Source organism: Streptomyces sp. NPDC021020 (genome assembly GCF_044333285.1).
Classification (GTDB): Bacteria; Actinomycetota; Actinomycetes; order Streptomycetales; family Streptomycetaceae; genus Actinacidiphila.
The window spans coordinates 574,326-600,976 of record NZ_JBIRQQ010000001.1 but is presented as its reverse complement, the minus strand read 5'-3'; the positions used below and the strand labels follow the sequence as shown (position 1 = coordinate 600,976).

The window sequence follows — 26,651 nt, the reverse complement described above, 5'->3', positions numbered from 1 at the left end:
AAGCCCGTCAGTCCCGGCGCACCGCGAGCATCGCGCGGTCGTCGGTGTCGTTGGGGCTGTGCGCGGTCCAGACCGCCAGGTCCGCGCGGAGGGCGTCGACGACGTCGTGCGGGGTGGGCAGGGGGCCGAGGTCCGGGAGGCGGGTGGCGGGGTCGTAGAAGGCGCCGTGCCGGTCGCGGGATTCGGTCACGCCGTCGGTGACCAGCAGGAGGGTCGCGCCGGGCGGGACGGCCAGCTCGTCCGGGGCCGAGCGGACGCCGTTCAGGCCGTGCATGCCGAAGGGCAGGTCGGGGGTGGTGGGCTCCAGCGTGCGGACCCCGCCGTCCGGGGCGATGAGGTACGGCGGCGGGTGGCCGCGGTTGACCAGGCGCAGGGTGTCGCAGTCGGGGGTGTATTCGGCGAGTACGCCGGTGGTGAAGCCCTCGAACCGGGTCTCGTCGCCGCCCTGCGCCTTGTGCCGGTCGAGCGCGCGGTCGAGGCGTCCGGCCAGCCGGAGCAGGTCCGGCTCGTCGTCGGCCGCCTCGCGGAAGGCCCCGAGCAGCACCGCCACCGCGCCGACCGCGCCCATGCCCTTGCCGCGCACGTCGCCGATGAGCAGCCGGATGCCGTACGGGGTCTCCTGGGCGGCGTAGATGTCGCCGCCGATCCGCGCCTCGTGGGCGGCCGCGTCGTAGCGGGCGGCGATGCCGAGCGGGCCGATGCGGGTCGGCGGGGCGGGCAGCAGGGCGCGCTGGGCGGCCTCGGAGACGCCGCGGACGGTGGCCAGCCGCCGCCCGTAGCGCTCCAGGGCGCGGTTGACGCCGACGGCGATGGCCGCGGACACCAGGACGGTGCTCATGTTCGCGATGCCGCGGTGGTTGCCGACCTGGCCCTCGCCGATCGTCAGCAGGATGATCGCGGCGAGGGCGAGCAGGCACGTCACGACGGTGGTGCGGAGCGCCTGGGTGGCCCCGGCGAGCACGCAGGCCGCGGCGAAGAACGGGTCACCGGTGTACTGCACGGGCGTGACTGCGTCGAAGACCACCCCGCCGACCAGCAGCGCTCCGGGAAGTCCGCGTACGACGGGGGCCGACCACGACGACGTCACGATGACCATTTTATGCGGATTTCCGCCCCGCCCGCCCGGACACATCCGTACGCCGTGCGGTCCCGCCGGGCGTACGGCACGGTGGAAAGGCACCGCGAACCCCAGCGAAGGGCAGTTCCGCCATGGCCGAGCACACGTACCGCGTCACGGAGATCGTCGGCACCTCGAAGGACGGTGTCGACGCCGCCGTGCGCAACGGCATCGCGCGCGCCGCGCAGACGCTGCGCGACCTCGACTGGTTCGAGATCACGCAGATCCGCGGGCACATCGAGAACGGCGAGATCGAGCACTACCAGGTGGGCCTGAAGGTCGGCTTCCGCCTGGAGGACGCGAGCTGACCCCACCCCGTTCGGCCCCCACCGAGGCCGCGGCGGCCGCGAAACGCCCGCATGGCGCAGCCCCGTACGGCCCAGCCTTCCTCGCATTGTCGGACTGGTCGTCAGATCATGATGTCATCAAGGCGGGTTTTGTACGGTTCTGGCCGGATGTCGCATGATCGCACGATCCCGCTGTCCGCCCACGGACCCGGGAGCCGCCATGAGCCAAGCCACCCCCGCACCGCAGCCGCCGCCCCCAGGCCATCCGGGGCGGCGGCGCGAGGAAGAACGCAACTCCTGGGCGGCCGCCGGTACGGTCTTCGCCGGCATCCTCCTGCTGGTCGGCGGCGTGCTGGCGATCCTGGAGGGCGTCGTCGGCATCGGGCACGACGCCGTCTACGTCGTCACGCGCGGCGATTACGTCTACAAGTTCAGCGTGCGCGCGTGGGGCTGGATCCACCTGATCCTGGGGATCGTCGCGGTGTTCGTCGCGCTGCTGATCCTGCGCGGCGCGACCTGGGCGAAATACCTCGGCATCGGGATCGCGGCGCTCAACATGATCGCGAACTTCATGTTCCTGCCCTACCAGCCCGTGTGGTCGATCATCATGATCGCGATCGACATCTTCGTGATCTGGTCGCTGGCCACCTACCGCTCCTCGCTGGGCTGGTCAGGGGACCAGCGGTGATCGGGCTGGCCGGGGTGACCGGCGTCAGCAGCCTGATCACCCAGAACCCCACCCTCGACCAGCTGCGCCGCTGCAACGTCGCCGTCGACCTCGGCGCCGCCCGCACCCGCGTCTACCTGCGCGGCAGCGGCCTGGTCGCCGACGAGCCGAGCGTCGCGGCGGTCGATGTGCGCACCGGGGCGCTCATCGCCGTCGGCGGCAACGCCGAGCGGATGGCCGGGCGGACGCCCGCCCACATCCGGGTCTCCCGGCCCGTCGCGGGCGGCGCGGTCGTCGATATCGCCATGGCCCAGCGCATGCTGCGGCACATCCTCGGCGACAAGCTCGGCCGCAGGAGGCTGCGCGCCCCGATGCTGCGGGCGGCGGTGTGCACCCCGCACGGCAGCGAGCCCATCGCCCGGCGGGCGGCCGTCGAGACGATGTACGGGCTCGGCGCGCGCCGGGTGGAGCTGGTCGACACGCTCATCGCCGCGGCGGTCGGCTGCGGGCTGCCCGTGGAGCACCCCGAGGCGACCATGATCGTGGTGTGCGGGGCGGGTACGACGCAGGTCGCGGTGCTGTCGCTGGGCTCGATCGTGGCGGCCGAGACCGTGCCGGTCGGCGGCGACGCGATCGACCGGGCGGTCATCCAGCACCTGCGCAACGCGCACGAGCTGATGCTGCCCAGCCAGTCCGTACGCCCCCTGCACATGATGCTGGGCGCCCCCGCGGAGGGCGGCTCCCTCACCACCGAGGTGCACGGGCGGGACGTGGTGAGCGGCATGGTCCGCACCGTCACGATCGAGACCGAGGGCGTACGGCACGCGATGCGCACCCCGCTCACCGCGGTGCTCGACGCGATCACCGGGGTGCTCCGGCACTGCCCGCCCGACCTGGTCGCCGACCTCGGCGACCGCGGCATCATGCTCGCGGGCGGCAGCGCGCTGATGCCCGGCCTCGACCTGATGCTGCGCCAGGCCACCGGCATGCCCGTGCTGGTCGCCGACTCCCCCGCGACGGTCGCGGTGCAGGGCCTGGGCGCGATGATCGAGGGCCGCGTCCGCCCCCTGCACCTGGACCCGCTCACGGTCTGAGCCCTTGCCTGCGCGGCGGCGGCCACTGCGATCGGCGGTGGCCGCCGCGGGCACGTACGGGCACCCGGGCGGTCCGGCCCGGTGGGTACTGCGGCTGCGGTAGCCGCCGCCCGCGGCTACCGCCGTCGCGGTAGCCGCAGGTGCCCGTAGCCGCACGACGACGGGGCGGGGGGTCGCGGACGACGCTGGTGGGGCAATCACGAGCGGATCTGGAGTGCCCTCCATGGCGACGTTTCTGTACAGACTGGGCCGGCTGGCCTTCCGGCGGCGGGGCCGGGCCGTTCTCCTGTGGGCGGCGGCCCTGGTCGCCCTCGCGGTGGGCGGGCTGAGCGCCCCCGGAACCTCCGACGGCGACCTCTCGATGCCGGGCATCGAATCGCAGCACGCGTACGACCTCGTCCAGCAGCGCTTCCCGGGCGCGGCGGCCGACGGCGCCACCGCGCAGGTCGTCTTCGTCGCGCCCGGCGGCGAGAAGGTGACCGCGGCCGGCCACCGGGCGGCGGTCGAGCACGCGGTGGCCGCGCTCGGCGGCGGCCCGCAGGTGGCCGGGGTCGCCGACCCGTTCACCTCGGGCGCGGTCAGCGAGGACGGCTCGACGGCGTACGCGACCGTCGACTACACGGTGGCCGCGGGCGACCTGACCGACGCGAGCCGCGGCGCGCTGGAGACCGCCGCGGACCAGGCGCGTACGGAGGGCCTGACCGTCGAGACGGGCGGCTCCGCGCTGGACACCGACGAGGGGCCCGGCGGGGTCTCCGAGCTGATCGGCATCGCGGTCGCGGCCGTCGTCCTGCTGGTGACCTTCGGGTCGCTGACGGCGGCGGGCATGCCGCTGCTGACCGCGATCGTCGGCGCCGCGGTGAGCCTGTTCGGCATCCTGCTGCTGGGCCACCCGCTGAACCTGACCTCCGACACGCTCACGCTGGGCATGATGCTGGGCCTGGCGGTCGGCATCGACTACGCGCTGTTCGTGATCTCCCGCTACCGCGAGGAGCGCGGCCGCGGCCACTCCCCGCAGGAGGCCGCCGGGCGGGCGGTGGGGACGGCCGGGTCCGCGGTGGTCTTCGCGGGGCTGACGGTGGTGATCGCGCTGGCCGGGCTGTCGGTCGTCGGGATCCCGGTGCTGACGAAGATGGGCCTGGCCGCGGCGGGGGCGGTCGGCGTCGCGGTGCTGGTCGCGCTGACGCTCGTGCCCGCGCTGCTCGCCTTCCGGCCCGACGCGGTGCTGGGGCGCCGGGCGCGCAAGGCGCGGGCACCGCGGGTACGCGAGAACCTCGGGTCGCGCTGGGCGCGGTTCGTGCTGCGGCGGCCGGTCGCGGTGCTGGTGTTCGGCGTCCTGGGGCTCGGCGCGCTGGCCGTACCGGTGGCGTCGCTGCACCTGGGCTCGCCCGGCGACGAGGCGCTGTCGACGTCCACCACCCAGCGCCGGGCGTACGACGACCTCGCGCGCGGCTTCGGCCCCGGCTTCAACGGGCCGCTGACGATCGTGGTGGACGCGAAGGGCGCGCCCGACCCGCGGGCCGCCGTGCACACGATCGGCGAGCGGATCGGGCACGAGCGCGGGATCGTGTCGGTGTCGCCGCCGACCTTCGACAAGGCGGGCGAGACCGCGGTGTTCTCGGCCACCCCCGCCACCAGCCCCACCGACACGAGGACGAAGGAGCTGGTGCGGACCGTACGCGGCGAGCGTCCCGCGATCGAGTCCGGGACGTCCGCGACCTTCCAGGTCACCGGCACCACCGCGCTGAACATCGACATCGCGGGCAAGGTGCAGGGCGCGCTCGTGCCGTACCTGGCCACGGTGGTGGGACTCGCGGTCGTGCTGCTGCTGGTGGTCTTCCGTTCGGTGCTCGTCCCGCTCAAGGCCGCGCTCGGTTTCGTGCTGTCGGTGCTGGCGGCGCTCGGCCTGGTCGTCCTGGTCTTCCAGCAGGGGCACGGCGCCGGGCTGCTCGGGGTGCAGCAGACCGGGCCGGTCATGAGCCTGATGCCGATCTTCATGGTGGGCATCGTCTTCGGCCTGGCCATGGACTACGAGGTCTTCCTGCTCTCCCGGGTGCGGGAGGCGTACGCCCACGGCGAGGACGCCCGGCACGCGGTCGTCTCCGGCTTCCGGCACAGCGCGCGGGTCGTGGTGGCGGCCGCCCTCATCATGATCGCGGTCTTCTCCGGCTTCGTGGAGGAGCAGGGCTCGATGATCAAGATGGTCGGGTTCGGCCTGGCGGCGGCGGTGCTGCTGGACGCCTTCGTCGTCCGGATGGCGCTCGTCCCCGCGGTGCTCGCGCTGCTCGGCGACCGGGCGTGGTGGCTGCCGCGGTGGCTGGACCGGCTGCTGCCGCACGTCGACATCGAGGGCGGGTCGCTGACCCGCCGCTCCGGTGCGGAGGAGGGTCGCGACCCGGGCCCGCGCGCGGACGCGCCGGAGCGGGCGGGGGTGTGAGAGCGGGTACGGCCGGGGCGGCAGCCCCGGCCGGGGCGCGGCGCGGGTGCGATCGGGGACGATGGAGGCACCACCTCTCCCGGAGAGCGACGATGACCAGCCACCTGGAACGCTTCACCGAGCAGCACGCGCGGACCGCGGAAGTGGTGCTCGCGGTGGCGCTGTCGGCGTGCACGGTGCTCGGCGGGGCGGTCAGCACGTCCGAGTCCTCGCCGCCGCGCACCCAGGTCACGCCCGGGATCCTGGCGCTGGTCTGCCTCGCCGCGCTGCTGCGCGTCCGCAGCCACCCGCGGGTCGCGCTCGCGGTCACCACGCCCGCCGCGGCCGTGCTGACCGCGGTCGGCTACCTGCCGAGCCCGCTGCTGCTGGCCCCCGTCATGGCCGCCCTGTACTGGCTGGCCGTGCGCGGGGACCCGCGGGCCACCGCGCTCGGATACGCCACCGCGGCCGTCCTCGTCGCCACCTCGCTGTACGGCGCGCCGCTCGGCGACGACTTCATGCTGCGGACGGTCGGCACCGTCCTGTGGCTGCTGCTGCCCATGTCCCTGGGGGTGACGAGCCGCTTCCGCCGTGCCTATCTGGCCTCCGCGCAGGCCCGCGCCGCGCACGCCGAGCGCACCCGCGAGGAGGAGGCCCGGCTGCGGGTCGCGGAGGAGCGCATGCGGATCGCCCGCGAGCTGCACGACGCGGTCGCCCACCACATGGCCGTGGCGAACGCCCAGGCGGGCACCGCCGCCCACCTCGCCGCGACCCGGCCGGAGCAGGCCCGGGAGATCCTCACCGCGCTCGTCGGCACGACCTCCTCCGCGCTGCTGGAGCTGCGGGCCACGGTGGGCGTGCTGCGCCAGGCGGGCGACCCGGACACCGGTTCGCTGGAGCCCGCCCCGGGGCTGGAGCGGCTGCCGGACCTGGTGGCCGCGTGCCGCTCCGCGGGCCTCGCCGTCACCGTGGACACCGGCGGCAGGGCCCGGCCGCTGACGCCGGGCGTCGACCTGACGGCGTACCGGATCGTGCAGGAAGCCCTCACCAACGCCACGAAGCACGCCCCGGGGCGTGCCGCGCACGTCGGACTCGACTACGGCGAGGCGCGGTTGCGCATCACGGTGACCGACGACGGGCCGCCGCTGCCGCCCGTGGTGCCCGGCGGCGGCTACGGCCTGATGGGCATGCGGGAACGCGCCCACTCCGTCGGCGGCGACCTGCACGCGGGCCCGCGCCCGGAGGGCGGCTTCGCCGTGACCGCGACCCTGCCCATCCAGCCGCCGCCTCCCGCGGGGCCCGCCGCCGAACCGACCGAGGAAGCCCCGTGACCATCCGCGTCCTGCTCGCCGACGACCAGGCCCTGCTGCGCGGCACCTTCCGGATGCTGATCGACTCCTGCACGGACATGTCGGTCGTCGGCGAGGCCGCGACCGGGCGGGAGGCGGTCGACACCGCCCGCGCCGAGCGGCCCGACGTCGTGGTCATGGACATCCGCATGCCCGGCACGGACGGGCTCGCGGCGACGGCCGAGATCTGCGCGGATCCGGACCTGAGCGGCACACGGGTGCTGATCCTGACGATGTTCGAGACCGAGGAGTACGTCGCGCAGGCCCTGCGGGTGGGCGCGAGCGGCTTCCTCGGCAAGTACGTCACGACCGACACGCTGCTCGCCGGGATCCGTACCGTCGCCGCGGGCGAGGCGCTGCTGTCGCCGGGCGCGACCCAGGCGCTCATCACCCGCTTCCTCACGACCCCCAGCACCCCGCCCCTCGCCCCCGCCGAGCGCCTCGCCGACCTCACCCCGCGCGAGCAGGAGGTCACCGCGCTGGCCGCGCACGGCAGGTCCAACGACGAGATCGCCGCGCAGCTCGTCCTGAGCGTCCTGACGGTGCGCACGCACGTCCAGCGCGCGATGACGAAGCTCGGCGCGCGCGACCGCGCCCAACTCGTCGTGATCGCCTACCAAACCGGCCTGGTCCGCCCCGAACCACCCCGCGGCTGAGGCCCCGGATCCGTCGCGTCAGTTCTCGTAGTGGTAGCGGCACTGCGCGATCAGGACGGAGTCGTCCGTGACCTTGTAGATCAAGCGGTGCTCGTCGGTGATGCGGCGGGACCAGTAGCCCTGGAAGCCGTGCTTGAGGGGTTCGGGCTTGCCGATGCCCTCGTTGCCGTTGCGGGCGATGTCGGCGACGAGGGTATTGATGCGCTTGAGGACGCGGCGGTCCTGCTGCTGCCACCACAGGTAGTCCTCCCAGGCACGGGAGGCGAAGACGATCTTCACTCGGGCTCGACCAGCTCCCGCACCGAACCGCCGCCGTTCTCCAGCTCGTCGATGGACGCCAGCAGGCGGCGGGCGTTGGCGGGGCTGCGCAGCAGGTACGCGGTCTCCTTCAGGGACTCGTAGTCCGCGAGGGAGACGATGACGACGGCCTCGTGGCCGCTGCGGGTGATCACGACCTCTTCGCGGTCGTCGGTCACCGAGTTCAGGACCTCCGCGTACCTCGCCCGCGACTCCGAATACGACATGGTCTTCACCGGGCACCTCCTCACGTACAGGAAATTGTACGCCCGCCGCGTCGAGCGGGACAACGGACCGGCGTACAGCCGAGGCGTCGCGCCCCATTCACCGGTTGGCCGGGAGACGGCTTGTTCGGGTTGACATGCAACGGTCATGATGGCCTCGTGGATCTATTCGCGTAGATCGGCACGCGCGAAGCGATCGGCTCCGTCCTGAACCACCCTCGACCGCGGCCGCCCGGAGCGGCGGGCGCGGGAACGTCTCCAGGAGGAACCTCCGTGCACCTCACCGTCTACAAGCGCGCCGCGCTCGGGCTCGCCCTCGGCGCGGGCTGCGCGCTCGCGTTGCAGGGGCTCGGCCTGCCCGCCGCGTACGCCGACGCGCCCGCCGCCGCGCGGCAGGGCTCGCAGGTCGGGGCCGCCGAGGACACCGTGGCCCGGTCGCTCGCGGCCTCGCTTGGCTCGGCGGACTGGCGGGCGCAGGTGCGGGGCGCCGCGCTCGGCTCCGCGCCGGTCGGCCTCGCCTCGCTCACCGCCGGGCGGGGCGCGCCCGCCGCGCTCGCGGGGGCCGTCACCGCCGCCGAGCAGCGCATCGCCGCCGCCAAGGGGCTGGGCGCGGACGCGGGGCCGCTGCTGCGGCTGCGGCTGGGCGCCGACTCGATGCGGGCCGCGCTCACCCCGGAAGCCGTGCCGCTCGTGGCGGTGGCCGCCGACGACGACCACGCGACGGCCGTCACCGCGTACGACAGCGCGGGCCGCGCCCACACCCTCAGCGCCACGCGGACCCCGCGCGAGGCCGTCTACGTCGTCGACCTCGACGTGGACCGCGCGACCGCCGCCGGTCTGGCCCAGGTCGACAAGGCCCTGGGCAAGGCGGGCCTGCGCTCGGCCGCCGCTCCCGCCGCCGCAGCCGCCCCCGCGGCCACGGGCGGCTACTGGACGACGAAGGTCGACTCCGTCCACCTCAACGACGACGAGGAGCCCTGGCCCCTCGGCGACGCCGAGATCTACTCGATCGTCACCGGCTTCGGCCTCGACGGGAAGGTGCGCGTCGACACCGTCGACATGCCCTACCTCGACGACGACGGCACCACGTACTACCCCAACCAGATCCTGGTGAGCTGGAACAACTACAAGTACAACCTGGCCGACGTCGTCATGATGGAGGCCGACAGCGACACCAACTACGCCGCGCTCGCCAAGGCGCTGGCCGACGCGCTGCTCACGATCACCGACCAGGGCGCGTACATCCCGCTCGTCGACGCGATCCTCGACGCCCTGCCCGCGTCCTGGTACACCAACGACGACGACTACGTGGACTCCTGGTACACCCTCGGCACGAACTCGTCGGGCCTGCTGAACGGCGCCCGCGGCAACGGGCGGATGACCGTCGAGCCGTACTGGGTCGCGCAGTTGTAGCACTCCACCGCGAAGAGGGCGGGCCCGCGATGCGCCACGCGGGCCCGCCCCGTCGAGGGGCCGGTGCTCAGGCCGCGGGCGCCGCGGCGGCGCGGAAGGGGCCCGGGTCGCCGACCGGCGGGGCGCTCGCCTCGGTGACGCCCTGGGCGGCGAGGGTGTCCAGGACGGACGCGAGCAGCGCGGTGTCGCAGTAGATGTGCAGCTCGGTGATCTTGCCCCAGGCGATACGGATGACGTGCACGCCCTGGTTGGAGTAGTGGTTGCCCTCGCGGTCGGTGAGGTGGTCGACCCACTCGACGAAGGCCACCGTGTCCCAGGGCCAGCCCTTCGCCGAGACCTTCGTGAGCTCGAACCGCAGGTCGGGCAGCAGCGCGGCGAGCCGGTCGTACCACTGCTGGATGCGCTCGTTGTCGCGCCGCCCGCCGCCGAGGGCGTGCGCGCCGGAAAACCAGTGCTCGGCGGCGGGCGTGAACTGGCGCACGATCGCCGGGTAGTTGCCGCGGTTGACCTCGGCGAAGGACTTGCGCAGATTGCGTCGGACGATGGCGTGGTACACGGTCACCTCTGCTGGTCGGTCGGAAGGTCGGTCGGCTGACTGGCTGGCTGGTGCACGGGCGGGTGGTGCGGCGCCGCCGCCCCGCTCGGCGGGGGCCCGGCGGCAGACGCTTGCGCTCCGCACCACCATGGTGACGCTTCGTCAGCCCGTGCGGGCGTATTCGGACCGCGCCGATTCGGCCGCGATTCCGCCCTCGCTCAGCCCGAAGCGCTCGTACAGCCAGCGCAGCGGCGCCGGGGCCCACCAGTTCCACCGGCCCAGCAGGGCCATCAGCGACGGGACGAGCAGGGCGCGTACGACCGTGGCGTCCAGCAGCACGCCCAGCGCCGTACCGAGGCCCAGCTCCTTGATGAAGACGATCCGCGACGTCGCGAGCGCCCCGAGCGCGACGCAGAACAGCAGCGCCGCCGCCGTCACCACCCGCCCGGTGCGGCCGAGGCCGAGCGCGACGGCCTCCTGCTCGCCCGCGCCCGCGTCCCGCGCCTCCTTGATGCGGGCGAGCAGGAAGACGCCGTAGTCCGTGGACAGGCCGAAGACCATCGCGAAGAGCAGTACGGGCTGCGTCGCGTCCAGCGCGCCCTGCCCGGTCGTGCCGAACAGGCCTGCCCCGTGGCCGTGCTGGAAGACCGCGGTGAGGACGCCGAAGGTCGCGCCGAGCGTCAGCAGGTTCATCAGCACCGCCTTGAGCGGCAGGACGACCGAGCCCGTCATCAGCAGCAGCACGAGCATGCTGGTGAGGAAGACGATCGCGGCCGCGACGGGCAGCCGGGCGACCAGGCTGCTGCGCAGGTCGACGAAGGTCGCGCTCTGCCCGCCGACCACCATGTCACCCGGCGCGGGCAACGCCCTTACGTCCTGCACCAGTTGACGGGAGGCCCCGCTCAGACCCGGCGCGCGCGGGGTGGCCTGGATCAGCCAGGTGCCGCCGTCCAGCCGGACAGGGGCGGAGACGGCCGCGGCGCCCGGCAGTGCGGCCACCCGGTCGCGCAGCGCGGCGAGTTGGGGCCCGGCGGCGGGGCCCGCGCTGACGACGACCGTCACGGCCTCCAGCGGGTCGGCGGGGAAGCGGGCCCGCAGCGTGTCGTCCACGGCCCGGCTGCTCGCGGTCGACGGCAGCGAGCCCGGCCCGACCGTCGTGAAGGCCACGCGGGCGAAGGGCAGCGCGAGCAGGACCAGGAACGCGCTCGCCCCGACCGCGACCAGCACCGCGTGCCGCATCACCGCGCGGGCCAGCGCGAACCACCCGCCCTCGGTGCTCTCCGGCTTCTCCAGCGCCCGGTGCCAGCGCGCGGGGGCGAGGAAGTCCAGGTGCCGCCCCAGTACGCGCAGCAGCGCGGGCAGCACGAGCAGCGCCACCAGCAGCGCCGACAGCGCGACGAGCAGCCCGCCGACCGCCATCGAGTACAGGAAGCGCTGCCGGAAGACGAACAGCGCCGCCATCGCCGCGCTCACCGTGAGCGAGCTGAAGAGGATCGTGCGCCCCGCGGTGCGCAGCGTCACCGCGATCGCGCGCGGCACGTCCGGGTCGACGGTCAGCTCGGTGCGGAAGCGCGACACGATGAGCAGGCTGTAGTCGATGGCGAGGCCCAGGCCGAGGGCCGTGACGAGGTTGAGGGAGAAGATCGACAGCGGGGTGAAGCTGTCCACGATCCGCATCCCGAGCAGCGTCAGCACGACGTTCAGCCCGCCGATGAGCAGCGGGAGGGCGGACGCGACGAGGCTGCGGAAGATCCACAGCGACAGCACGAACAGCACGGGGAAGGCCGCGAGTTCGGCGATCTCCAGGTCGTGCTGGACGGTCTTCACCACCTGGTTGCCGACGACCTCGCTGCCGCCGAACTTCACGTACGGGTCGTCGGCGGTCGCGTGCAACAGGCGCTTGACGGACGCCTGGTAGTGGTCCGACGCGCCCGGGCGGGCGCTGAACTCGCCGACGACGAGGGTCTGCCGGCCGTCCTTCGAGAGCAGGGCGCGGTCGTGCGTGCGGTCGTAGGAGCGGACGACGGCGAAGGTCCTGTCCGCGTCCATGAGCGCGGCGACCTTCGCGGCCGCCTGCCGGGTGCGGGGGTCGGTGGCGGGGGCGCCGGTGTCGACGAGGGCGATCACGCCGCCGTCGCTGTGGATGCCGGTCGCCTTCTCGATCCGGTCGTCCGCGCGGACGCTGCCGGAGCCGGGCGTGACGAAGTCGGGGTTCCCGCCGGTCAGCCGGGAGGCGACGGGGGCGCCGAGCGCGGCGGCGAGGACCGCGGCCGCGAGGGCGGCGAGCAGCATGACGCGGGCGTGCCGGGTGGCCAGCCGCGTGAGCAGGTTCATCACGCGGCGCGCTCCTGGATCTCCGGCTGCTGCGGGACGCCTCCCGCGGACGGCGGCGTCGGGGGGTCGACGTCGAAGCGGCGGACGAGTCTGCGCAGCAGCGCGCGGTAGGAGAAGTGGTCGACCTGGAGCCAGTGCCGCTCGGAGTCGTAGTAGCTGATGCCGCCGCTGAGCCGGGAGGTCGTGACGGGCTCGGCCTTCGCCTTGCGGAACCACACCGCCTTGCGCGGGTCGGTCCGCAGCAGGTGCAGGTAGCGGGCCATGATCTGCGCCTGGTAGTCCATGATCGGCCAATTGCCTGTGGACGTCTGGAAGTAGCCGATGACGAAGAGGTTGTCGTACGCCGGGTGGAAGGCGCTCAGGTGCAACTGGGGTGTGCGGCCGGTCCAGTTGAGGTGTTTGCGGTCGATGAACGGGAATTCCGTCATGCGGTAGCCGGTCGCGTTGACGATGACGTCGATCCGCTCCTCCCGGCCGTCCGTGAACAGCACGCGGTCGCCGCGCAGTTCCGCGACGTCGGGGCGGGCCGCCACGTCGCCGTGGCCGAGGGCGTAGAGCAGCGTGGAGTTGATCACGAAGTGCTCTTCGAGCAGCCGGTGCGCGGGCTTCGGCAGCCCGTACGCGGCCGGGTCGCCCGCGCTGTTCAGGCGCAGGAACAGGCCGCCGAAGGCCCGGACCACGGGGCGGGGCATGCGCCACCGCAGGACGTTCTCGTAGAGGACGTCGGTGGGCCGGCCGAACAGGTACTTCGGCCAGTAGTAGCAGCCGCGGCGGATGCTGAGGAAGGTCGCGGCGGCGTTCTGGGCCGACTCCACCGCGATGTCGCAGCCCGAGGTGCCGCCGCCGACGACCAGCACGCGCTTGCCGCGCAGGGGGGCCGGGTCGCGGTATTCGCCGGAGTGCAGCACCGTGCCGTCGAAGTGGCCCGCGTAATCCGGTGAGCGGGGCGCCCAGTTGTGGCCGTGGGCGATCACGACCCCGGCGTAGCGGCGTACTTCACCGCCGTCGAGCGTGACGTACCAGTGCGGCGATCCGTCGCGGCGGTCGATCCACTCCACCGTGCGGTGGAATTCGACGTGCTCGCGGACACCGAAGTGCGCCGCGTACGCCCGGAGGTAGGCGTGCGCGTGGGTGCGGCCGAGGTAGGTCGGGTAGTCCGCGGGGATCGGGAAGTCGTCGTACTGGATGTACGGCTTCGACGTGATGAGGTGGATCGAGTCGTAGGCGGCGCTGTGGGGGTTGCCGCCGTTCCAGTTGCCGCCGACGTCGTCGGCGCGCTCGATCACGTCGACGGCGAAGCCGAAGCTGGTCAGGTTCTTCGCGGCGGCCAGGCCGCCCGCCCCTGCGCCCACGACGCAGTAGGCGTCCGACCGGTCGACGGTGCTCACGGGGTACTCCTGGGGGTGGATGGGTTCGGGGGCGTTACGACAGGCGCAGGCCTGTGAGGCGCAGGGCGGCGTCCGGCGCGTCCGGCGGGGTCGCCGTCCAGTCGGCGGCGTCCGCGGTGCCGGTCAGGCGGAGGGGGGTCGCGGTGGCCTGCGGGGTGACGGCCAGACGGGCGATCGTGAGGTGGGTCACGGGCGCGCCCCGAGCCGCCCAGGCCTCGCGCAGGACGTTCTCCAGCGCGCCGAGCGGAAGCGCCGGGGCGGGCGCGGGCGAGGTCAGCAGCCAGTCCGCCGGGCGGGGCGGCGCCGCGGTGGCGTGCCGGGTGCCGTCCGGGGCGTACCGCCACCGCGCGAGGGGGACGACATGGCCGGTCCAGCTCAGGGCGGCCACCGCCGGGGGCGTCTCCTCGGCCCCCTCCCTCCGCTCGGTGGGCAGCGGGCTGGGGGGCTCGGCGGCCGCGTAGACCAGTTCGGCCGACGCCAGGGGCGTGCGGTCCGCGGTCAGCGTCACCGTGACGCGCCATGTGCCGTCCGGGGACCACGCTCCCGTCGCCGTACGCGTCAGGCGCGTCTCCGGGTGCGGGAGGCGGAGGGCGGACAGGGTGATGGCGGTGTCCCGCACGTGGTGCAGGGGGATTTCCGCGGACCCCTCGGGCTGGACCCAGGCGCCTGCCGCGTGCAGGAGTTCGAGGGTCAGGGAGACCGGGAGGGCGGGGGTGTCGTCGATGCGGAAGTCGTCGCAGACGGGCAACTCCGCGGGCCGCAGGGTGTGGTGGGTGGTGAGGGAGGCGTGGGGGCGGAAGCGGACGGGCTCGCCGAGGAAGTAGCGGTTGGTGGCGAGGCGTTCGATACCGGGCAGGCCGGAATCCTGCTGGTAGCCGCGCAGGACGGAGGGCAGCATCGCCGGGCCCACGTCACCGATGAAGGTGACTTCTCCGGTGGAGCGGGACAGGAGTTCGCGCTTCCAGTGGTGCAGGGCCTCGTCGACGTCCACCGCGGACATGTAGCGCAGCGTCGCCTCGTAGTTGGTGATCATGCCGAGGCGTTCCCAGGTCGGCCAGCAGACCGTGCCGACCGGCAGGCCCGTGGTGCGGGCCGCCCACAGACCGAGGCGGCTGAGGGCCTCGTTGGCGGCGCCGTAGTCGAGCTGCCCGACCATGCCGCCCCAACGGCCGGTCAGCGAACCGACGTTGCAGAAGAAGGCGGGCGAGCCCGCGGGGAGGGCGTGCAGGAGGTTGAGGAAGCCGCGGATCTTGACGGCCACCACGGCGGCGACCGTCTCCGGTGTCTTGTGCGGGAGCCGGGCCGGGACGTCCAGGCCCGCGTTGTGGACGACGCCCGCGAGGCGGTCGCCCGCGCGGGCGAGGAGCTGGCGCGTCTGGTCGGGGTCGGTGATGTCGCAGGGGGCGTACTCGATGGGCAGGCCGTCGGCGCGGGCCGTGGCGAGGTTGCTCCACAGCTCGCGGGCGTCGGCGAGCGTGGCGAGGGCGGCGCGGGTGGCGGGCAGCGTGCGGTCGGTCGCCGCCTGGCGGAGCCGGTTGTCGCGGTAGCTGCGGAAGTCCGCCGCGGAGAGGGCGACTTCGGGTGTCCGCCGCTCGTCGGGAAGGGCGCCGCGGCCGCTGACGATCACCCGGACGCCGAAGTCCGCGGCGAGCGCGCGGGCGAGCGCGAAGCCGATGCCGCGGCCGCCGCCGGACATCACGACCGTGTCGCCGGGCACGAGGGACGTACGGGGCGGGCCGGGCTGTGCCGGGCGGGCTCGCAGGGTCCAGCGGCGGCCGCGGTGGTGGCCGATCTCGAACGGGCCCCAGCGGTAGAGCTCCCGGCACACCGACTCGGCGGTGGCCGCGGTGTTCTCGGGGCCCAGGTCGAGGATGCGGATGTTGCAGTTGGGGATCTCGCGGGGCAGCCCCTTGGCCAGGCCCGCCCACAGGCCGCCCAACGGCTGTACGAGGGCGGCCGGTTCGGTGGCACCGAAGCCCATGAGGCCGCCCATGCGGGTGACCGGGAGGTAGAAGAGGCGGGTCGCGTCCGTCTCCGCCACCCAGTCGGCGTGCACCGCCTGGAGCAGCCGGAAGGTCTGGCGGAGGGCGGGCTCCCAGGAGGCGGGGGCGGTGGGCGTGAAGGGCCCGGGCACGCCGAGGTCGATGATCCCGTCGAGGCGGCCGCCCGCCGCCGCGAGGAAGGCGGGCACCCCGTCGTCGTCCGCCGGGTCGCCCGCGCGGGGCGGGGCGAGGCGGTGGACGTGGGCGCCCGCCGCGCTCAGCCGGGTGCCGATCGCGTACGCCTGCGTCTCCCGGCCGCCGACCACCGCGACCGAGCGGTCACGGAGGGCGGGATCCGGGGCGGCGGGCAGAGGCGCGGTCTCGACCGGCTCCCAGACGTAGCGGCCCACCGGGCGCACGGAGCCGTCCGGCGGGTAGTCGACGGCGGGCGGGGGCGGCGGCGTGGCGGCGAGGAGGGTCATCGGGTCCTCGGGGTGAGCGCGAGGCGGATGCCCTCCATCGGGCGGAAGGACACGGTCGTGGCGAGGGTCAGCGGGTGGTCGGGGACGAGGTGGAGGCGGAAGCGCTGGGCGACCATCGCGAGGGTCAGGTGCATCTGGACGACGGCCATCTGGTTGCCGATGCACTTGCGCTGGCCGCCGCCGAACGGGAAGTAGGCGTAACGGGGTTGGGCCGCGCGGTTCGCGTCCGAGAAGCGCTCGGGGTCGAAGCGGTCGGGCTCCACCCAGAAGTCGGGGTGGCGGTGGGTGACGTAGGGGACCATGAAGACGCTGCCGCCCTTGGGGATGCGCCAGCCGCCGACCTCGTCCTCGGCCGCCGCGTCGCGCGGGTAGAGCCAGATGGGCGGGTGCAGCCGCAGCGTCTCGTCGGCGACCATGCGGGTGTACGGGAGCTTCGGCAGGTCCTCGATCCCGGGGGCGCGGCCGTTCAGGACGCGTTCGGCCTCGTCGTGCAGCCGCTCCTGCGCCTCGGGGTCGCGGGCGAGTTCGTAGAGGGCCCAGGCCAGGCCCGTACCGGTGGTCTCGTGGCCCGCCATGAAGACGGTCATGATCTCGTCCCTGACCTGCTGCCGCGTCCACTCGCCGCCGCTCTCGTCCCGCGCGTCCAGGAGCAGGCTGACGAGGTCCGTCAACTGCCCGTGCTCGCCCGCCCGGTGGGCGGCCACGATGCGGTCGACGATCTCGTACATCACCCGGCGGGCCCTGCGGATACGGAGGTTGTACGGGATCGGGACGAGGCTCGGGGTGAGCTGGCCCAGCGTGCCGCGGAAGACCATCGCCTCGATGACGGTGACCATCGCGGGGCCGACCCGGTCGCTCTCGGGGTGCAGGTCGGTGTCGAACATCGCCTTGCCGAGGGCCCCGAGGGTCAGGTCCATCATCTCCGGGACGACGTCGATGCTGTCGCCGGAGGCCGCCGCGGACTCCCAGCGGTCCAGGACGGTGGTGGTCGAGTCGGTCATGGTCGTGGCCATGCCGTCGACGGCCGTCTTGTGGAAGAGCGGGTTGACGACCCTGCGGTGCTGCTTCCACTCGACGCCGTCGAGGGTGAGCAGGCCCATGCCCATGAAGATCTTGAAGTAGTCGTAGCCCTTGCCGCGCACGTAGTTGGCGTTGTTGTCCTGGAGGACGTAGCGGATGTTGTCGGGGTGGAGGTTGAGGTGGACGGTGAAGAAGCCGAGCGGGACGCGGACCATGTCCCCGTAGTGGCGGGCGAGTTGGCGGAAGAGGGCGGGGGCGTTGCGCTGGAAGCCGCGGATGCTGCGCCGCAGGGCGCGCGGCCCGGTCGGGCCGGGGGCGCGCAGGCCCGCGGGGCGCGGGGCCGCAGGGCGCGGGGCCCGGGGGGCGGGCCTGCGGGGGCGTGATTCCGCGGCGGGGGCGGGGGTGGGGGTGGCAGAGGTGGGGTCGGGTGCGGCAGGGGCGGCGGGTGCGGGCTCGGCGGTGCGCGGGGCGGGGACGTCGGCGGGGGCGGGGGCGGGGGTCGGGGGCACCGGCGTCGGCTCGGGCGCCGCGCCGGTGTCAGCTTTTCCCATCGCTGCCACCTCCTTCTCCGGGTGGTCCGGGTGGCTGGACGGGCCCGACGGGCCGGATGCGTCGGACGGGCCGGGGGGCGGCGGGGGCGGAGGTGCCTGCGCCGCCGCCTCCGCCGGGGTCAGGAAGCGGCCGGTGGCACGGCTGAGGTAGCCCATGACCGTCCACTCCAGGTCCTTCATCTGGAGCAGGATCCGGCCGTCCGGGCGTACGGCCACGAAACGGTTGCCCGCCCCGGGCGTGCGGCCGTCCGCCGCCGCCCCGGGCAGCACCGCGTAGAGGTCCACGTGGCCGTGGCGGGCGGCGACCGCGGGGTCGCCGCCGTGCTCGTAGACGTCGATCCGGCCGATGCCGAGCGGGGCGGCGAGCGGGATCAGGTCGCCCTCGACGAGGGCCAGGACGCCCGTGCGGGCGAGCCCGTCGAGGAGCACCACGGGCATCCCGAAGCGGCTGAAGACCGGGTGGTCGGGCGGCAGTTGCAGGGTGTAGGTGGAGCGCTTGCCGCCGGGGTGCAGGCGGGTGCGGGAGGTCGAGACGAAGAGGTCGGTGAGCAGCACCGGGGAGCCGGGGCTGTGGTACGGGTCGGGTACGGGCGTCTCGTCGGCGTCGTGCCAGGGCGCCCAGCGGGGGGCGGCGGGCAGCCGGGCCGCCATGAGGACGCGGACCTCGAAGTGCAGCCGGTCCTTGACCAGGACCGTGCCGCCCGGGGAGACGACGTCGCCGGTGATGCGGACGCGGACCACCGACTGGCCGATGTCCGGGCGGCGTTCGACGACGTCGGCCCGGATGCGCTTGGGCGGCGCGGCTCCGCCGGACTCCCGGACCTTGAGGAAGTGGTGGAAGCGGACGTCCTCGAAGGCGTAGACCTGAAGGCCGGGGACGAGGCGGGAGGCCGCCTCGTACGCGATCTCGGTCACGAACGTGCCGGGCAGGGTGGGGACGCCCGCGACCCGGTGGCCGCGCAGGTAGGCGTCGGTGGTGAGGTCGAAGACCCGTTCGAAGGTGACGGAGTCCGCGCCCTCCCTGGCCACTTCGCGGCCGAGGTAGAAGTCGGGCGTACGGGCCCGGTCCGGTGCCGGGCCCGCCGGGCGCGGGGTGCGGGTGGCGGCGGCGAGCTGCGGGACACGGTCGCCCGCGGCGCGCGGGGCGGGCAGCGTCACCCGGGCGAGCCCGGGCGGTGCGTCCTGCGGAACGAGGAAGCCGGGCAACAGGCGTTCCACCGCCCCGCGTTCGGCGTCTCCGAGGTGGATCGCGTACGGCGCGGGCGCGGCGAGGTGCAGCTCGCGGACGAAGTGGTGCACGCCCTCCGGGGTGCTCATCGCCGAATACAGGCCGCTCTTCTCGAAGTAGGCCTTGGTCAGTTCGGCCGCGCCCAGGCCGACATCGCCCCACAGCGTCCACCCGAGGGTGAACTCCCGTTCTCTGTGGGCCTGGTGGGCGTGGGTCGCGGCGGTGCCGAGCAGGTCGTTGGCGGAGGCGTAGTCGGCCTCGCCGATCTGGCCCGTCATGCCCAGCAGGGAGCCGAAGTTGCACCACGCGGCCGGGGGGCGGTCGCGCAGCGCGGCCTTGAGGTTGCGGTAGCCGCGCAGCTTGAGGTCGCGGACCTGGCGGAATTCGGCGAGGCTCTTGGTCGCGATCGGCGCCGAGCGGTTGAGGCCCGCGGCGTTGACGAGCAGGTCGATTCGGGCGCCGCCGGTCTCGGCCGCGATGCGCTCCACGGCCGCGGTCACCTGCGCCGGGTCGGTCACGTCGCACGTGAGGTAGCGGACGTGCGCGGCGCCGCTGTGCTCGGCCATCCGCGCGAGGTTGCCGCGGATGACGCGGGCCTGGCCGATGCGCTCGTAGGCGCGGTTGAGCTGCGCCGGTGTGCGGCCCGTACCGAGGCCGCGGCGGATGTAGTCGGCGCGGCCCGTGGCGAAGTCGGCGTCGCTCAGGGCGAGATACTCCGCCGGGTGCGACTCCACCGGGTTGGAGCCCAGGACGTAGAGCGTCGGCCGGAAGTGCCGGGCCAGTTCGGTCAGCAGCTCGGCGGTGATGCCGCGCCCGCCGCCGACCGCGACGACGACGCTGCCGGGCCCGAGCGCGGCCCGCTCCGTCAACTCCCCGGGCCGCCTGGTGAGGCCGACGGCCAGCCGTACGCCCGCGTCGTCGTAGGCGACGGGCAGACCGCGCCCGTACGCCGACTCCTCTGTCGCGCGGGCGACTCCGGCCGCCGGGTCGCGGGTGTCGGTGACGAGGGCGAAGGTGACGGCGTCCGGGTATTCGAGGTGGATGACCTTGAACAGGCCGGTGAAGAGGCCGGTGTACGGGTGCGGGGTGCGGCCGGTGAGCGCGCCGAGCAGCAGGCCGACGCAACTCGCCTGACCTGGGCCGGAGTCGGTGGGGGCCGCGAGGGAGGCGTGGCGGAGCTGGACGACCTGGAAGAGGAGTTCGTGCAGGGCGTCGGGGCCCTCGCCCGCGGGGTCGGCGGGGTCGCTGGCGGAGAGGTCGGTGAGCAGGCGGATGTGGCGCAGCCGGTGGCCGGGGTCGGCCGCGTCCAGCAGCGGGCCGACCGCCTCGGCGCCGCTGACGTGGTGGACGCCCGGCGTTCCGGCCGCCGGTGCGGTGCAGAGCACGAGGGTGCCGGGCGGCGCGCCCGCCGCCGCTGCCGCGCCGGGCCGGTCGGTCAGCACGACGGTGGGCGCGTCGGGCCAGAACGGCACCTCCTCGCGTACCGGCCGCCCGGGCGACTCCGTCAGGGCCGGTACGTAGCGGGCGACCGCCAACGGCCGGGCGCCGTCCGGGCCTTCGTACCGCTCGCTGTCGTGGAAGCGGGGCGGCACGGGGACCGCGGCTGCGGGGGCTTCCGCGGCGGCGGGGGCTTCCTCGGCGGCGGCCGGCTGCGTGGGGGCGCTGATCCGTACGGCCAGGTCGGGCGCGCCCTGCTCGCCGCGGCAGACGACGAGGGCGTTGCGCGCGCCGGGCTCCCGCGCCAGGACCTGGAGGACGCCGATGGCGCCTTCCGCGCCGAGGAAGCACGCGGGCCGGTCCGTGCGGTGGGCGCCGCACTCGACGGCGTCGGGGGCGGCGGTGTCGCGGGGGTCCGGGGTGTCCGGGGTGTCGAGGTACGCCAGCACGTCGAGGCCGTGGGCGGCGGCGGTCTCCTCCGTCACGAGGGCGAAGAGGAAGGCCCCCTCGGCGAGGACGGTGCCCGCGTCGAGGGCGTCGTCGAGCAACTGCCGCACCTCGGGCGTGCTGTTGCCGTTGATGCCGCCGACGAGCGCCATCGTCAGCTCGCCCTGCCGCAGGTAGCGGATCGCGACGTCGATCGCGCTCAGCGTGGACGTGAAGCCCGTGTCGACCGTCATGTTGAGGCCCTTGAGGTCGAAGTAGTTCGCGACCCGGGCCGGGATGACGTTCGGCATCATGCCGGGGAAGGAGTCCTCACTCGACGGCGGCACGAGCCGCCGCACCTCCGCCCGGAGCCGGTCCAGCGCGTCCGGCAGCCAGGGCGCGGCGCCCAGTTCGGGGTCGGTGCGCAGCGCGAGCGTGAGGTCGTCGAGGTAGCAACGCGTCGCGTAGAGCGTGGCGTTGCGCGTCGCGCCGAGGTGTCCGAGGACGACGCCGGTCGTCTCGCGGCTGTTCTCCCAGAAGCCGCCGAGGGTGTCCCGGAGCCGGTGCGCGCAGCTGAGGATCATGAGCTGGCAGCGGTCGATCCCGCGCATCATGCCCGGGGGCATGCGGACCTGCTGGAACGACGGCAGCGGGTAGGTGTTCCCGAAGGACAGCCCGCCGGGGGTGGCGCCGCGGGCGCCGGTCAGCCAGCGGGGGAGGTCGTCGCCGGGCGCGTCGGAGCCTTCGGCCTCCTCCGTCGGCGGGACGTGGGCCGTACGGGCGACGATCGCGACGCGCTGCCGCTGCGGGGCGGCTGCCGCCGCGGGGGCCTCGTCGGCGGGGGCGGGCACCGTGAGCGGCGGCTCCTGGACGACGAGGTGGGCGTTCGTCCCCCCGAAGCCGAAGCCGGACACCGCGGCCGTACGGCGGCGCCCGCCGCGCGGCCACGGCACGGCCTCGGTCGGCACGGTCAGATGGGAGCCCTCGATCGCGAAGTCCTTCGGCGTCTCGGTGAAGCGGTGCTGCGGCGGGATCACGTCGTGCCGGAAGCCGAGCACCACCTCGATGAGCGAGGCCACGCCCGCGGCCCAACCCGTGTGCCCGATCACGGACTTGTTGGACGTGACGACCACCGGGCCGCGGTCGCACTCCACTTCGCCCTCCCCCGCCAGCACCTCGCTCACCGTCTCGCGCAGCGTGGTGAATTCGGCGAGGTCGCCCGCGGGGGTGCCGGTCGCGTGTGCGACGACCCACTCCGGGCGGACGCTGTCCATGCCGGGCGCCGCCAGCGCCCGCCGGATCGCGAGCTTCTGGCCCGCGGCGCTGGGCGCGTAGATCGCCTTGCCCTTGCCGTCCGAGGACGAGCCGAAGCCGCGGATCGTGGCGAGCACGCGGTCACCGTCGCGGCGGGCGCGGCTCAGCCGCTTCAGGACGACGGTGGCGGCCCCGTCCGAGAACAGGACGCCGTCGCTCGCCTTGTCCAGCGAGCGCACCTCGCCGCCCACGGAGAGCCCGTTGAGCTTGGCGAAGAGGATGGAGCCGCGCGGCCCGACCGCGAAGGAGCCGCTGCACACGGCGATGTCGTGCCGCCCCTCCAGCAGACCCTTGAGGCCGAGGTCGACGGCGTAGAGGGAGGAGGAGCACGCGGTGTCCACGAGCAGCAGCTCGGCGCTGTCCGGGAGCACCCCGCGCATGGCCCCCAGCCCCACCTGGTGCGGGAAGAAGCGGAGCGGGTCCGGCCCGCTGCGGCCGTAGTGCGCCGCGAGCCGCCGCCCGATCCCGTCGAGCGCGGCGGCCTTCTCCGCGCCGCCGAGCCCCAACTCGTCGAGCACGGGCCCCATCCGGGCCAGCACCCCGGCCCGTACGGTCGCCTCCTCCAGATGCTGCGAGCCGTCTGCCGTGTAGCCGACGAGGAAGGAGCACCGGTCGCCGGGCCCGTGCGCGACGCCCTCCATGGCCTGCAGGAGCGAGTGCCGCAGCCACAGGGTGGTCGACTCGACATCGCCGCCGTTTGTGCCTTCCGCCCCCTCCCCGGCGTTCAGTTCGGCGGCGAGCCGCGGGTGCGGCACGAAGTCGGTGATGAAGGCGGAGTGCTTGGAGTAGGTCTTGTCCTCGGCCCGCTTGTCGGCGGAGTAGAACTTGTCGTTGTCCCACCGGTCGGCCGGGATCTCGACGAACCGGTCCGCCCCGGCCATGAGTTCGCGCCAGTATTCGTCCGGATCGTTGGCCCCGGGCACGACGATCCCCATGCCGACGACGGCGATCTCGTCGATGGGGTCGCCTCCGGCGGGGCGGGGGGTGACTACCGCTGCCGCGGCGGGGGCGTTGCCCGCCGGGGCGAGGAGCGGGAGCTGCTGCGCCGCGGGCGCGGCAGGCGCCGCGGGCGCGGCAGGCGCCCGGGGTAGCTGTGCCGCTGGCGCGGCGGCTGCAGGCGGTGCCGCAGGCGCGTGGGCCGCGGGCGCTGCAGGCGCGGCAGGCGCCGCTGGCGCTGCCGCTGCAGGCGGTGCCGCAGGCACGTGGGCCGCAGGCGCAGCCTCCGCCGGGAGTAGCTGCGCCGCTGGCGCTGCCGCTGCAGGCGGTGCCGCAGGCACGTGGGCCGCAGGCGCAGCCTCCGCCGGGAGTAGCTGCGCCGCTGGCGCTGCCGCTGCAGGCGCTGCCGCAGACACGTGGGCCGCAGGCGCAGCCTCCGCCGGGAGTAGCTGCGCCGCTGGCGCTGCCGCTGCAGGCGCTGCCGCAGACACGTGGGCCGCAGGCGCAGCCTCCGCCGGGAGTAGCTGCGCCGCTGGCGCTGCCGCTGCAGGCGCTGCCGCAGACACGTGGGCCGCAGGCGCGGCCTCCGCCGGGAGTAGCTGCGCCGCTGGCGCTGCGGCTGCAGGCGGTGCGGCCGGTGCCGCGGGCGGCGGGGTGGTGACGGCTGGTATGGCCGTCTTGGCGGCGGCCGTACGCGGCGAGGTGGGGAGGGAAGCCTTCTCGGCGGCGGCCGTGCGCGGGGGTGGGGACAGCAGGGCCTGGCCGGTGGACAGGCCGCCGTCGGCGAGGAGGAGTTGGCCGGTGATCCAGCTGGAGCGGGGGGACGCCAGGAAGGCGACGACCTCGGCCAGCTCCTCCGGGCGGCCCAGGCGGCCGAGCGGGGTCGCGGCGATGGTCGCGGCCTGCATGGCGGCGGCGTCCGGGAAGAGGTCGGCGACCTCGGAGTAGAGCATGCCGGCCGCCGCCGTGTTGACGCGGATGCCGTCGCGCGCGTAATCCACCGCCAGATAGCGGGTCATGGCCTCGACCGCCGCCTTCGCGGGGCCGCACGCCAGGTAGTTGGCCATGACGAACTGGCCGCCGCCGAGCGTGGAGATGTTGACGATGCTGCCGCCACCGCGCCGCGCCATGAGCGGCGCCGCGCGGCGGGCGCACGCGAGGCCGCCCTTGAGGTTGGTGTCGAGGGCCCGGTCGAGCAGCCGGTCGGTGACCTCCGCGCTGGGCACGAGCGCCCCGTTGGCCGCGTTGTTGACCAGGATGTCGAGGCCGCCGAAGCGCTCCTCGATCTCCGTGAACATGTGGTCCACCTGCCCGGGAACGGCGACGGACGCGCGGATCACATGCGCGTGCCCGCCCGCCGCCTCGATCTCCGCGAGCGTGTCGCGCGCGGGACCGGGCGAGTGGAAGTGGTTGACGACGACCGTCGCGCCTCCCGCGGCAAGGCGTTTGGCGATGACCTTCCCGACGTTGCGGGCGCCGCCCGTGACGAGGGCGACCTTGCCGTGCAGCTCTGCGGATCCGGATCCGGTGGACACTTCTGCCGCTCCGCTCACGCCGCCGAGGCGAGGATCAGGTCGGCGATCTTGCCGAGCGTGTTGTACGCCGCCGGACGCACGTCCGAAGGCCGCGGCGGCAACCCGTACCGATCCCCCACCCGCACCAGCAACTCCGTCTGCTTCACCGAGTCCACCCCCAACTCCGCCTCCAGATCCGTCCCCTCCTCGAACACCTCCGCCGGATACTCCAGCGCCGCCGCATACACCCCCGCCAACTCCCGCACCAGCGAACCCCGATCGGGCGCGGGCGCCGATTCCGGTACGGCGACGGGGGCCGGGACCGGGGCCGGGGCCGGCGTACCGCCCGAGGCGAGGATCAGGTCGGCGATCTTGCCGAGCGTGTTGTACGCCGCCGGACGCACGTCCGAAGGCCGCGGCGGCAACCCGTACCGATCCCCCACCCGCACCAGCAACTCCGTCTGCTTCACCGAATCCACCCCCAACTCCGCCTCCAGATCCGTCCCCTCCTCGAACACCTCCGCCGGATACTCCAGCGCCGCCGCATACACCCCCGCCAACTCGCGTACGAGCGAGCCCCGGTCGGGAGCGGCTGCGGACGTGTGGTCGTCGTACGTGCGGCGGACGAAGTCGCGTACCTCGCCCGCGCGGCCGTGCCAGAACGCCGCGAAATCCGCCGCCGGGACGTCCGCGAGCAGGGCGCTGTGCAGCGGGTCGGTGCTCGGCGGGCCCGCCTCGTGCGCGGGCGGGATCGCGCCGAGGGCCGCGAGGCGGTCGAGGGCCGTGTGCAGCGCGGCCGCGCCCCCCGCCTCCGGCAGCAGCGTCGCCACCGCCTCCGCGGGCGGCTCGACGACCCGTCCGACGATCTTCGACAGCGCGTCCAGCGCCCCGCTCTCCACAAAGACGCCCACACCGCTGCCGCTCACCCCGCCGCCGCTCACCGCCCGCACCGCGTCCGCGAACCGCACCCGGCGGGTGAAATGCCCCGCGAGCACCTCCGTGAGGTCGTCGGAGTCCTCGTACGCCCGCCCCAGGATCGGCGAGTGAACGGCGATCTCCAGCGGGCGCTGCTTGACGTCCCGGATACGCGCGGCGAACGCCTCCGCCGCCGCGCCCAGCAGCGGGCTGTGGAAGGCGTACGGCGACTTCAGCCGCGCGAAGTCGATCCGCAGCACCGCCGCGAGCCGCGCCACCGTGTCCAGCGTCGCCGCCCGCCCCGACAGCACGGTCTGCGCCGCGTGGTTCTCGACGGCCACCCCCGTCAGCGGGTCCCCCACCACGTCCACGAGCTGCTGCGCGCGCTCCGGCGCCGTACTCAGCGCGGCCATGTACGCCGCCTCGCCCGGTGCCGCCTCCCGCAGCGCGAGCCCCCGGTGGCAGACGATCTGCGCCCCCTCCGCCACGCTGAACGCCCCCGCGGCGACCAGCGCGGCGATCTCCCCGAGGCTGTGCCCCACCAGCACGTCGGGCCGCAGCCCGCGCCCGTGCAGGACGGCGTACGTCGCGACGGACGCCGTGTAGATCGCGAGCTGCAACGTGTCCGGCGCCTCCGCGAGCCACTGCGCGGGCTCCGGCGTACGCGCCGCGAACAGCGCGTCCGCGGCCGGACCGCCGAGGAGTGGACGCGCGGCGTCCCCGATGTCGCTCAGGACCGGATTCACGACCGCCGGGAACGCTTCCCGGAGGTCGGCCAGTGCGCGCCCGTACAGCGCGCCCTGCCCAGGGAAGAGGGCGGCGATGGATGTTTTCGGCATGGTTCTGACGTCCCCCGTACTCGTTGCCTCGGTGCATTCGTGGTGGGTCTTTTTGCGTGGCCACGCGGCGCGTGGATAAATGCGTGGCCACGGGGGTAATTCTTTGCGCGGGAATCGCGCGGAGCGGAGAGGCGGGCTTTTGTTGCGGGCCCGTTAAATGAAGGGCTTTCCGTATCCGCCTGCCGCGGGGTCACTGGGCCGCGGTTGCGCTTGCGGTTGCGCTTGCGCTT

At 74.3% G+C, this 26,651-nt stretch carries 16 protein-coding genes; 7 read left to right on the top strand and 9 right to left on the bottom strand.

All coding sequences use genetic code 11. The features are described from left to right. Positions 1-7 precede the first annotated feature (7 nt). Positions 8-1,096: a PP2C family protein-serine/threonine phosphatase gene (locus ACH4SL_RS02650; protein ID WP_398441507.1), complete on the bottom strand. Its 1,089-nt coding sequence runs from the start codon at positions 1,094-1,096 to the stop codon at positions 8-10. A 113-nt stretch (positions 1,097-1,209) separates the two neighbouring features. On the opposite strand from ACH4SL_RS02650, the gene ACH4SL_RS02645 reads away from it, so the two are divergent. The 6 genes from ACH4SL_RS02645 (at position 1,210) to ACH4SL_RS02620 (ending at position 7,586) form a co-directional block, all read left to right on the top strand. Then, positions 1,210-1,425 (top strand): dodecin, encoded by a 216-nt coding sequence (locus tag ACH4SL_RS02645; RefSeq protein ID WP_398441506.1) that lies wholly within the window; start codon positions 1,210-1,212, stop codon positions 1,423-1,425. A 199-nt stretch (positions 1,426-1,624) separates the two neighbouring features. After that, entirely contained in the window at positions 1,625-2,092 is a 468-nt protein-coding gene (locus ACH4SL_RS02640) for a hypothetical protein (protein ID WP_398441505.1), read from the top strand. A gap of 5 nt (positions 2,093-2,097) precedes the next feature. Then, positions 2,098-3,165, top strand: coding sequence for a rod shape-determining protein (locus ACH4SL_RS02635; protein WP_398441882.1), 1,068 nt, complete (start codon positions 2,098-2,100; stop codon positions 3,163-3,165). A 223-nt stretch (positions 3,166-3,388) separates the two neighbouring features. Further along, positions 3,389-5,602, top strand: a complete 2,214-nt coding sequence (locus ACH4SL_RS02630) for an MMPL family transporter (protein WP_398441504.1) — start codon at positions 3,389-3,391, stop codon at positions 5,600-5,602. Positions 5,603-5,694: 92 nt separating this feature from the next. Beyond that, positions 5,695-6,912: a sensor histidine kinase gene (locus ACH4SL_RS02625; protein ID WP_398441503.1), complete on the top strand. Its 1,218-nt coding sequence runs from the start codon at positions 5,695-5,697 to the stop codon at positions 6,910-6,912. Beyond that, complete coding sequence (locus ACH4SL_RS02620; protein ID WP_398441502.1) at positions 6,909-7,586, top strand: response regulator; 678 nt, start codon at positions 6,909-6,911, stop codon at positions 7,584-7,586. Before ACH4SL_RS02625 ends, ACH4SL_RS02620 begins: the two co-directional genes overlap by 4 nt. An 18-nt stretch (positions 7,587-7,604) precedes the next feature. On the opposite strand, the gene ACH4SL_RS02615 is transcribed toward ACH4SL_RS02620, so the two are convergent. Next, positions 7,605-7,865, bottom strand: coding sequence for a Txe/YoeB family addiction module toxin (locus ACH4SL_RS02615; protein ID WP_398441501.1), 261 nt, complete (start codon positions 7,863-7,865; stop codon positions 7,605-7,607). Next, positions 7,862-8,119, bottom strand: a complete 258-nt coding sequence (locus ACH4SL_RS02610; protein ID WP_398441500.1) for a type II toxin-antitoxin system Phd/YefM family antitoxin — start codon at positions 8,117-8,119, stop codon at positions 7,862-7,864. Before ACH4SL_RS02610 ends, ACH4SL_RS02615 begins: the two co-directional genes overlap by 4 nt. Positions 8,120-8,380: 261 nt before the next feature. Between ACH4SL_RS02610 and ACH4SL_RS02605 the strand changes: the two genes are divergently transcribed. Continuing rightward, a complete protein-coding gene (locus ACH4SL_RS02605; RefSeq protein WP_398441499.1) occupies positions 8,381-9,520 on the top strand; it encodes a DUF3103 family protein in 1,140 nt (379 codons plus the stop codon). 67 nt (positions 9,521-9,587) lie between these two features. Here ACH4SL_RS02605 and ACH4SL_RS02600 read toward each other — a convergent pair whose 3' ends face one another. The 6 genes from ACH4SL_RS02600 to ACH4SL_RS02575 all read right to left on the bottom strand — a co-directional run bounded on the left by ACH4SL_RS02600 (position 9,588) and on the right by ACH4SL_RS02575 (position 26,421). Then, the gene (locus ACH4SL_RS02600; protein ID WP_398441498.1) at positions 9,588-10,076 is read right to left on the bottom strand and encodes a nuclear transport factor 2 family protein; all 489 of its coding nucleotides are present in this window, start codon (positions 10,074-10,076) and stop codon (positions 9,588-9,590) included. A 141-nt stretch (positions 10,077-10,217) separates the two neighbouring features. After that, positions 10,218-12,389, bottom strand: a complete 2,172-nt coding sequence (locus ACH4SL_RS02595; RefSeq protein WP_398441497.1) for an MMPL family transporter — start codon at positions 12,387-12,389, stop codon at positions 10,218-10,220. Then, positions 12,389-13,777, bottom strand: coding sequence for a flavin-containing monooxygenase (locus ACH4SL_RS02590; protein WP_398441496.1), 1,389 nt, complete (start codon positions 13,775-13,777; stop codon positions 12,389-12,391). Before ACH4SL_RS02590 ends, ACH4SL_RS02595 begins: the two co-directional genes overlap by 1 nt. A gap of 34 nt (positions 13,778-13,811) precedes the next feature. Continuing rightward, a complete protein-coding gene (locus ACH4SL_RS02585) occupies positions 13,812-16,241 on the bottom strand; it encodes a KR domain-containing protein (protein WP_398441495.1) in 2,430 nt (809 codons plus the stop codon). After that, positions 16,238-24,688, bottom strand: coding sequence for a cytochrome P450 (locus ACH4SL_RS02580; protein ID WP_398441494.1), 8,451 nt, complete (start codon positions 24,686-24,688; stop codon positions 16,238-16,240). The genes ACH4SL_RS02585 and ACH4SL_RS02580 overlap by 4 nt, the downstream gene beginning before the upstream one ends. A 14-nt stretch (positions 24,689-24,702) precedes the next feature. Then, complete coding sequence (locus ACH4SL_RS02575; protein ID WP_398441493.1) at positions 24,703-26,421, bottom strand: acyltransferase domain-containing protein; 1,719 nt, start codon at positions 26,419-26,421, stop codon at positions 24,703-24,705. Positions 26,422-26,651: the final 230 nt, after the last annotated feature.

Bases quoted from the DNA above. Each gene is read 5' to 3' on its own strand.
- ACH4SL_RS02650 (WP_398441507.1), bottom strand. From the start codon at position 1,096: ATGGTCATCGTGACGTCGTCGTGGTCGGCCCCCGTCGTACGCGGACTT.
- ACH4SL_RS02645 (WP_398441506.1), top strand. From the start codon at position 1,210: ATGGCCGAGCACACGTACCGCGTCACGGAGATCGTCGGCACCTCGAAG.
- ACH4SL_RS02640 (WP_398441505.1), top strand. From the start codon at position 1,625: ATGAGCCAAGCCACCCCCGCACCGCAGCCGCCGCCCCCAGGCCATCCG.
- ACH4SL_RS02630 (WP_398441504.1), top strand. From the start codon at position 3,389: ATGGCGACGTTTCTGTACAGACTGGGCCGGCTGGCCTTCCGGCGGCGG.
- ACH4SL_RS02625 (WP_398441503.1), top strand. From the start codon at position 5,695: ATGACCAGCCACCTGGAACGCTTCACCGAGCAGCACGCGCGGACCGCG.
- ACH4SL_RS02595 (WP_398441497.1), bottom strand. From the start codon at position 12,389: ATGAACCTGCTCACGCGGCTGGCCACCCGGCACGCCCGCGTCATGCTG.
- ACH4SL_RS02585 (WP_398441495.1), bottom strand. From the start codon at position 16,241: ATGACCCTCCTCGCCGCCACGCCGCCGCCCCCGCCCGCCGTCGACTAC.
- ACH4SL_RS02575 (WP_398441493.1), bottom strand. From the start codon at position 26,421: ATGCCGAAAACATCCATCGCCGCCCTCTTCCCTGGGCAGGGCGCGCTG.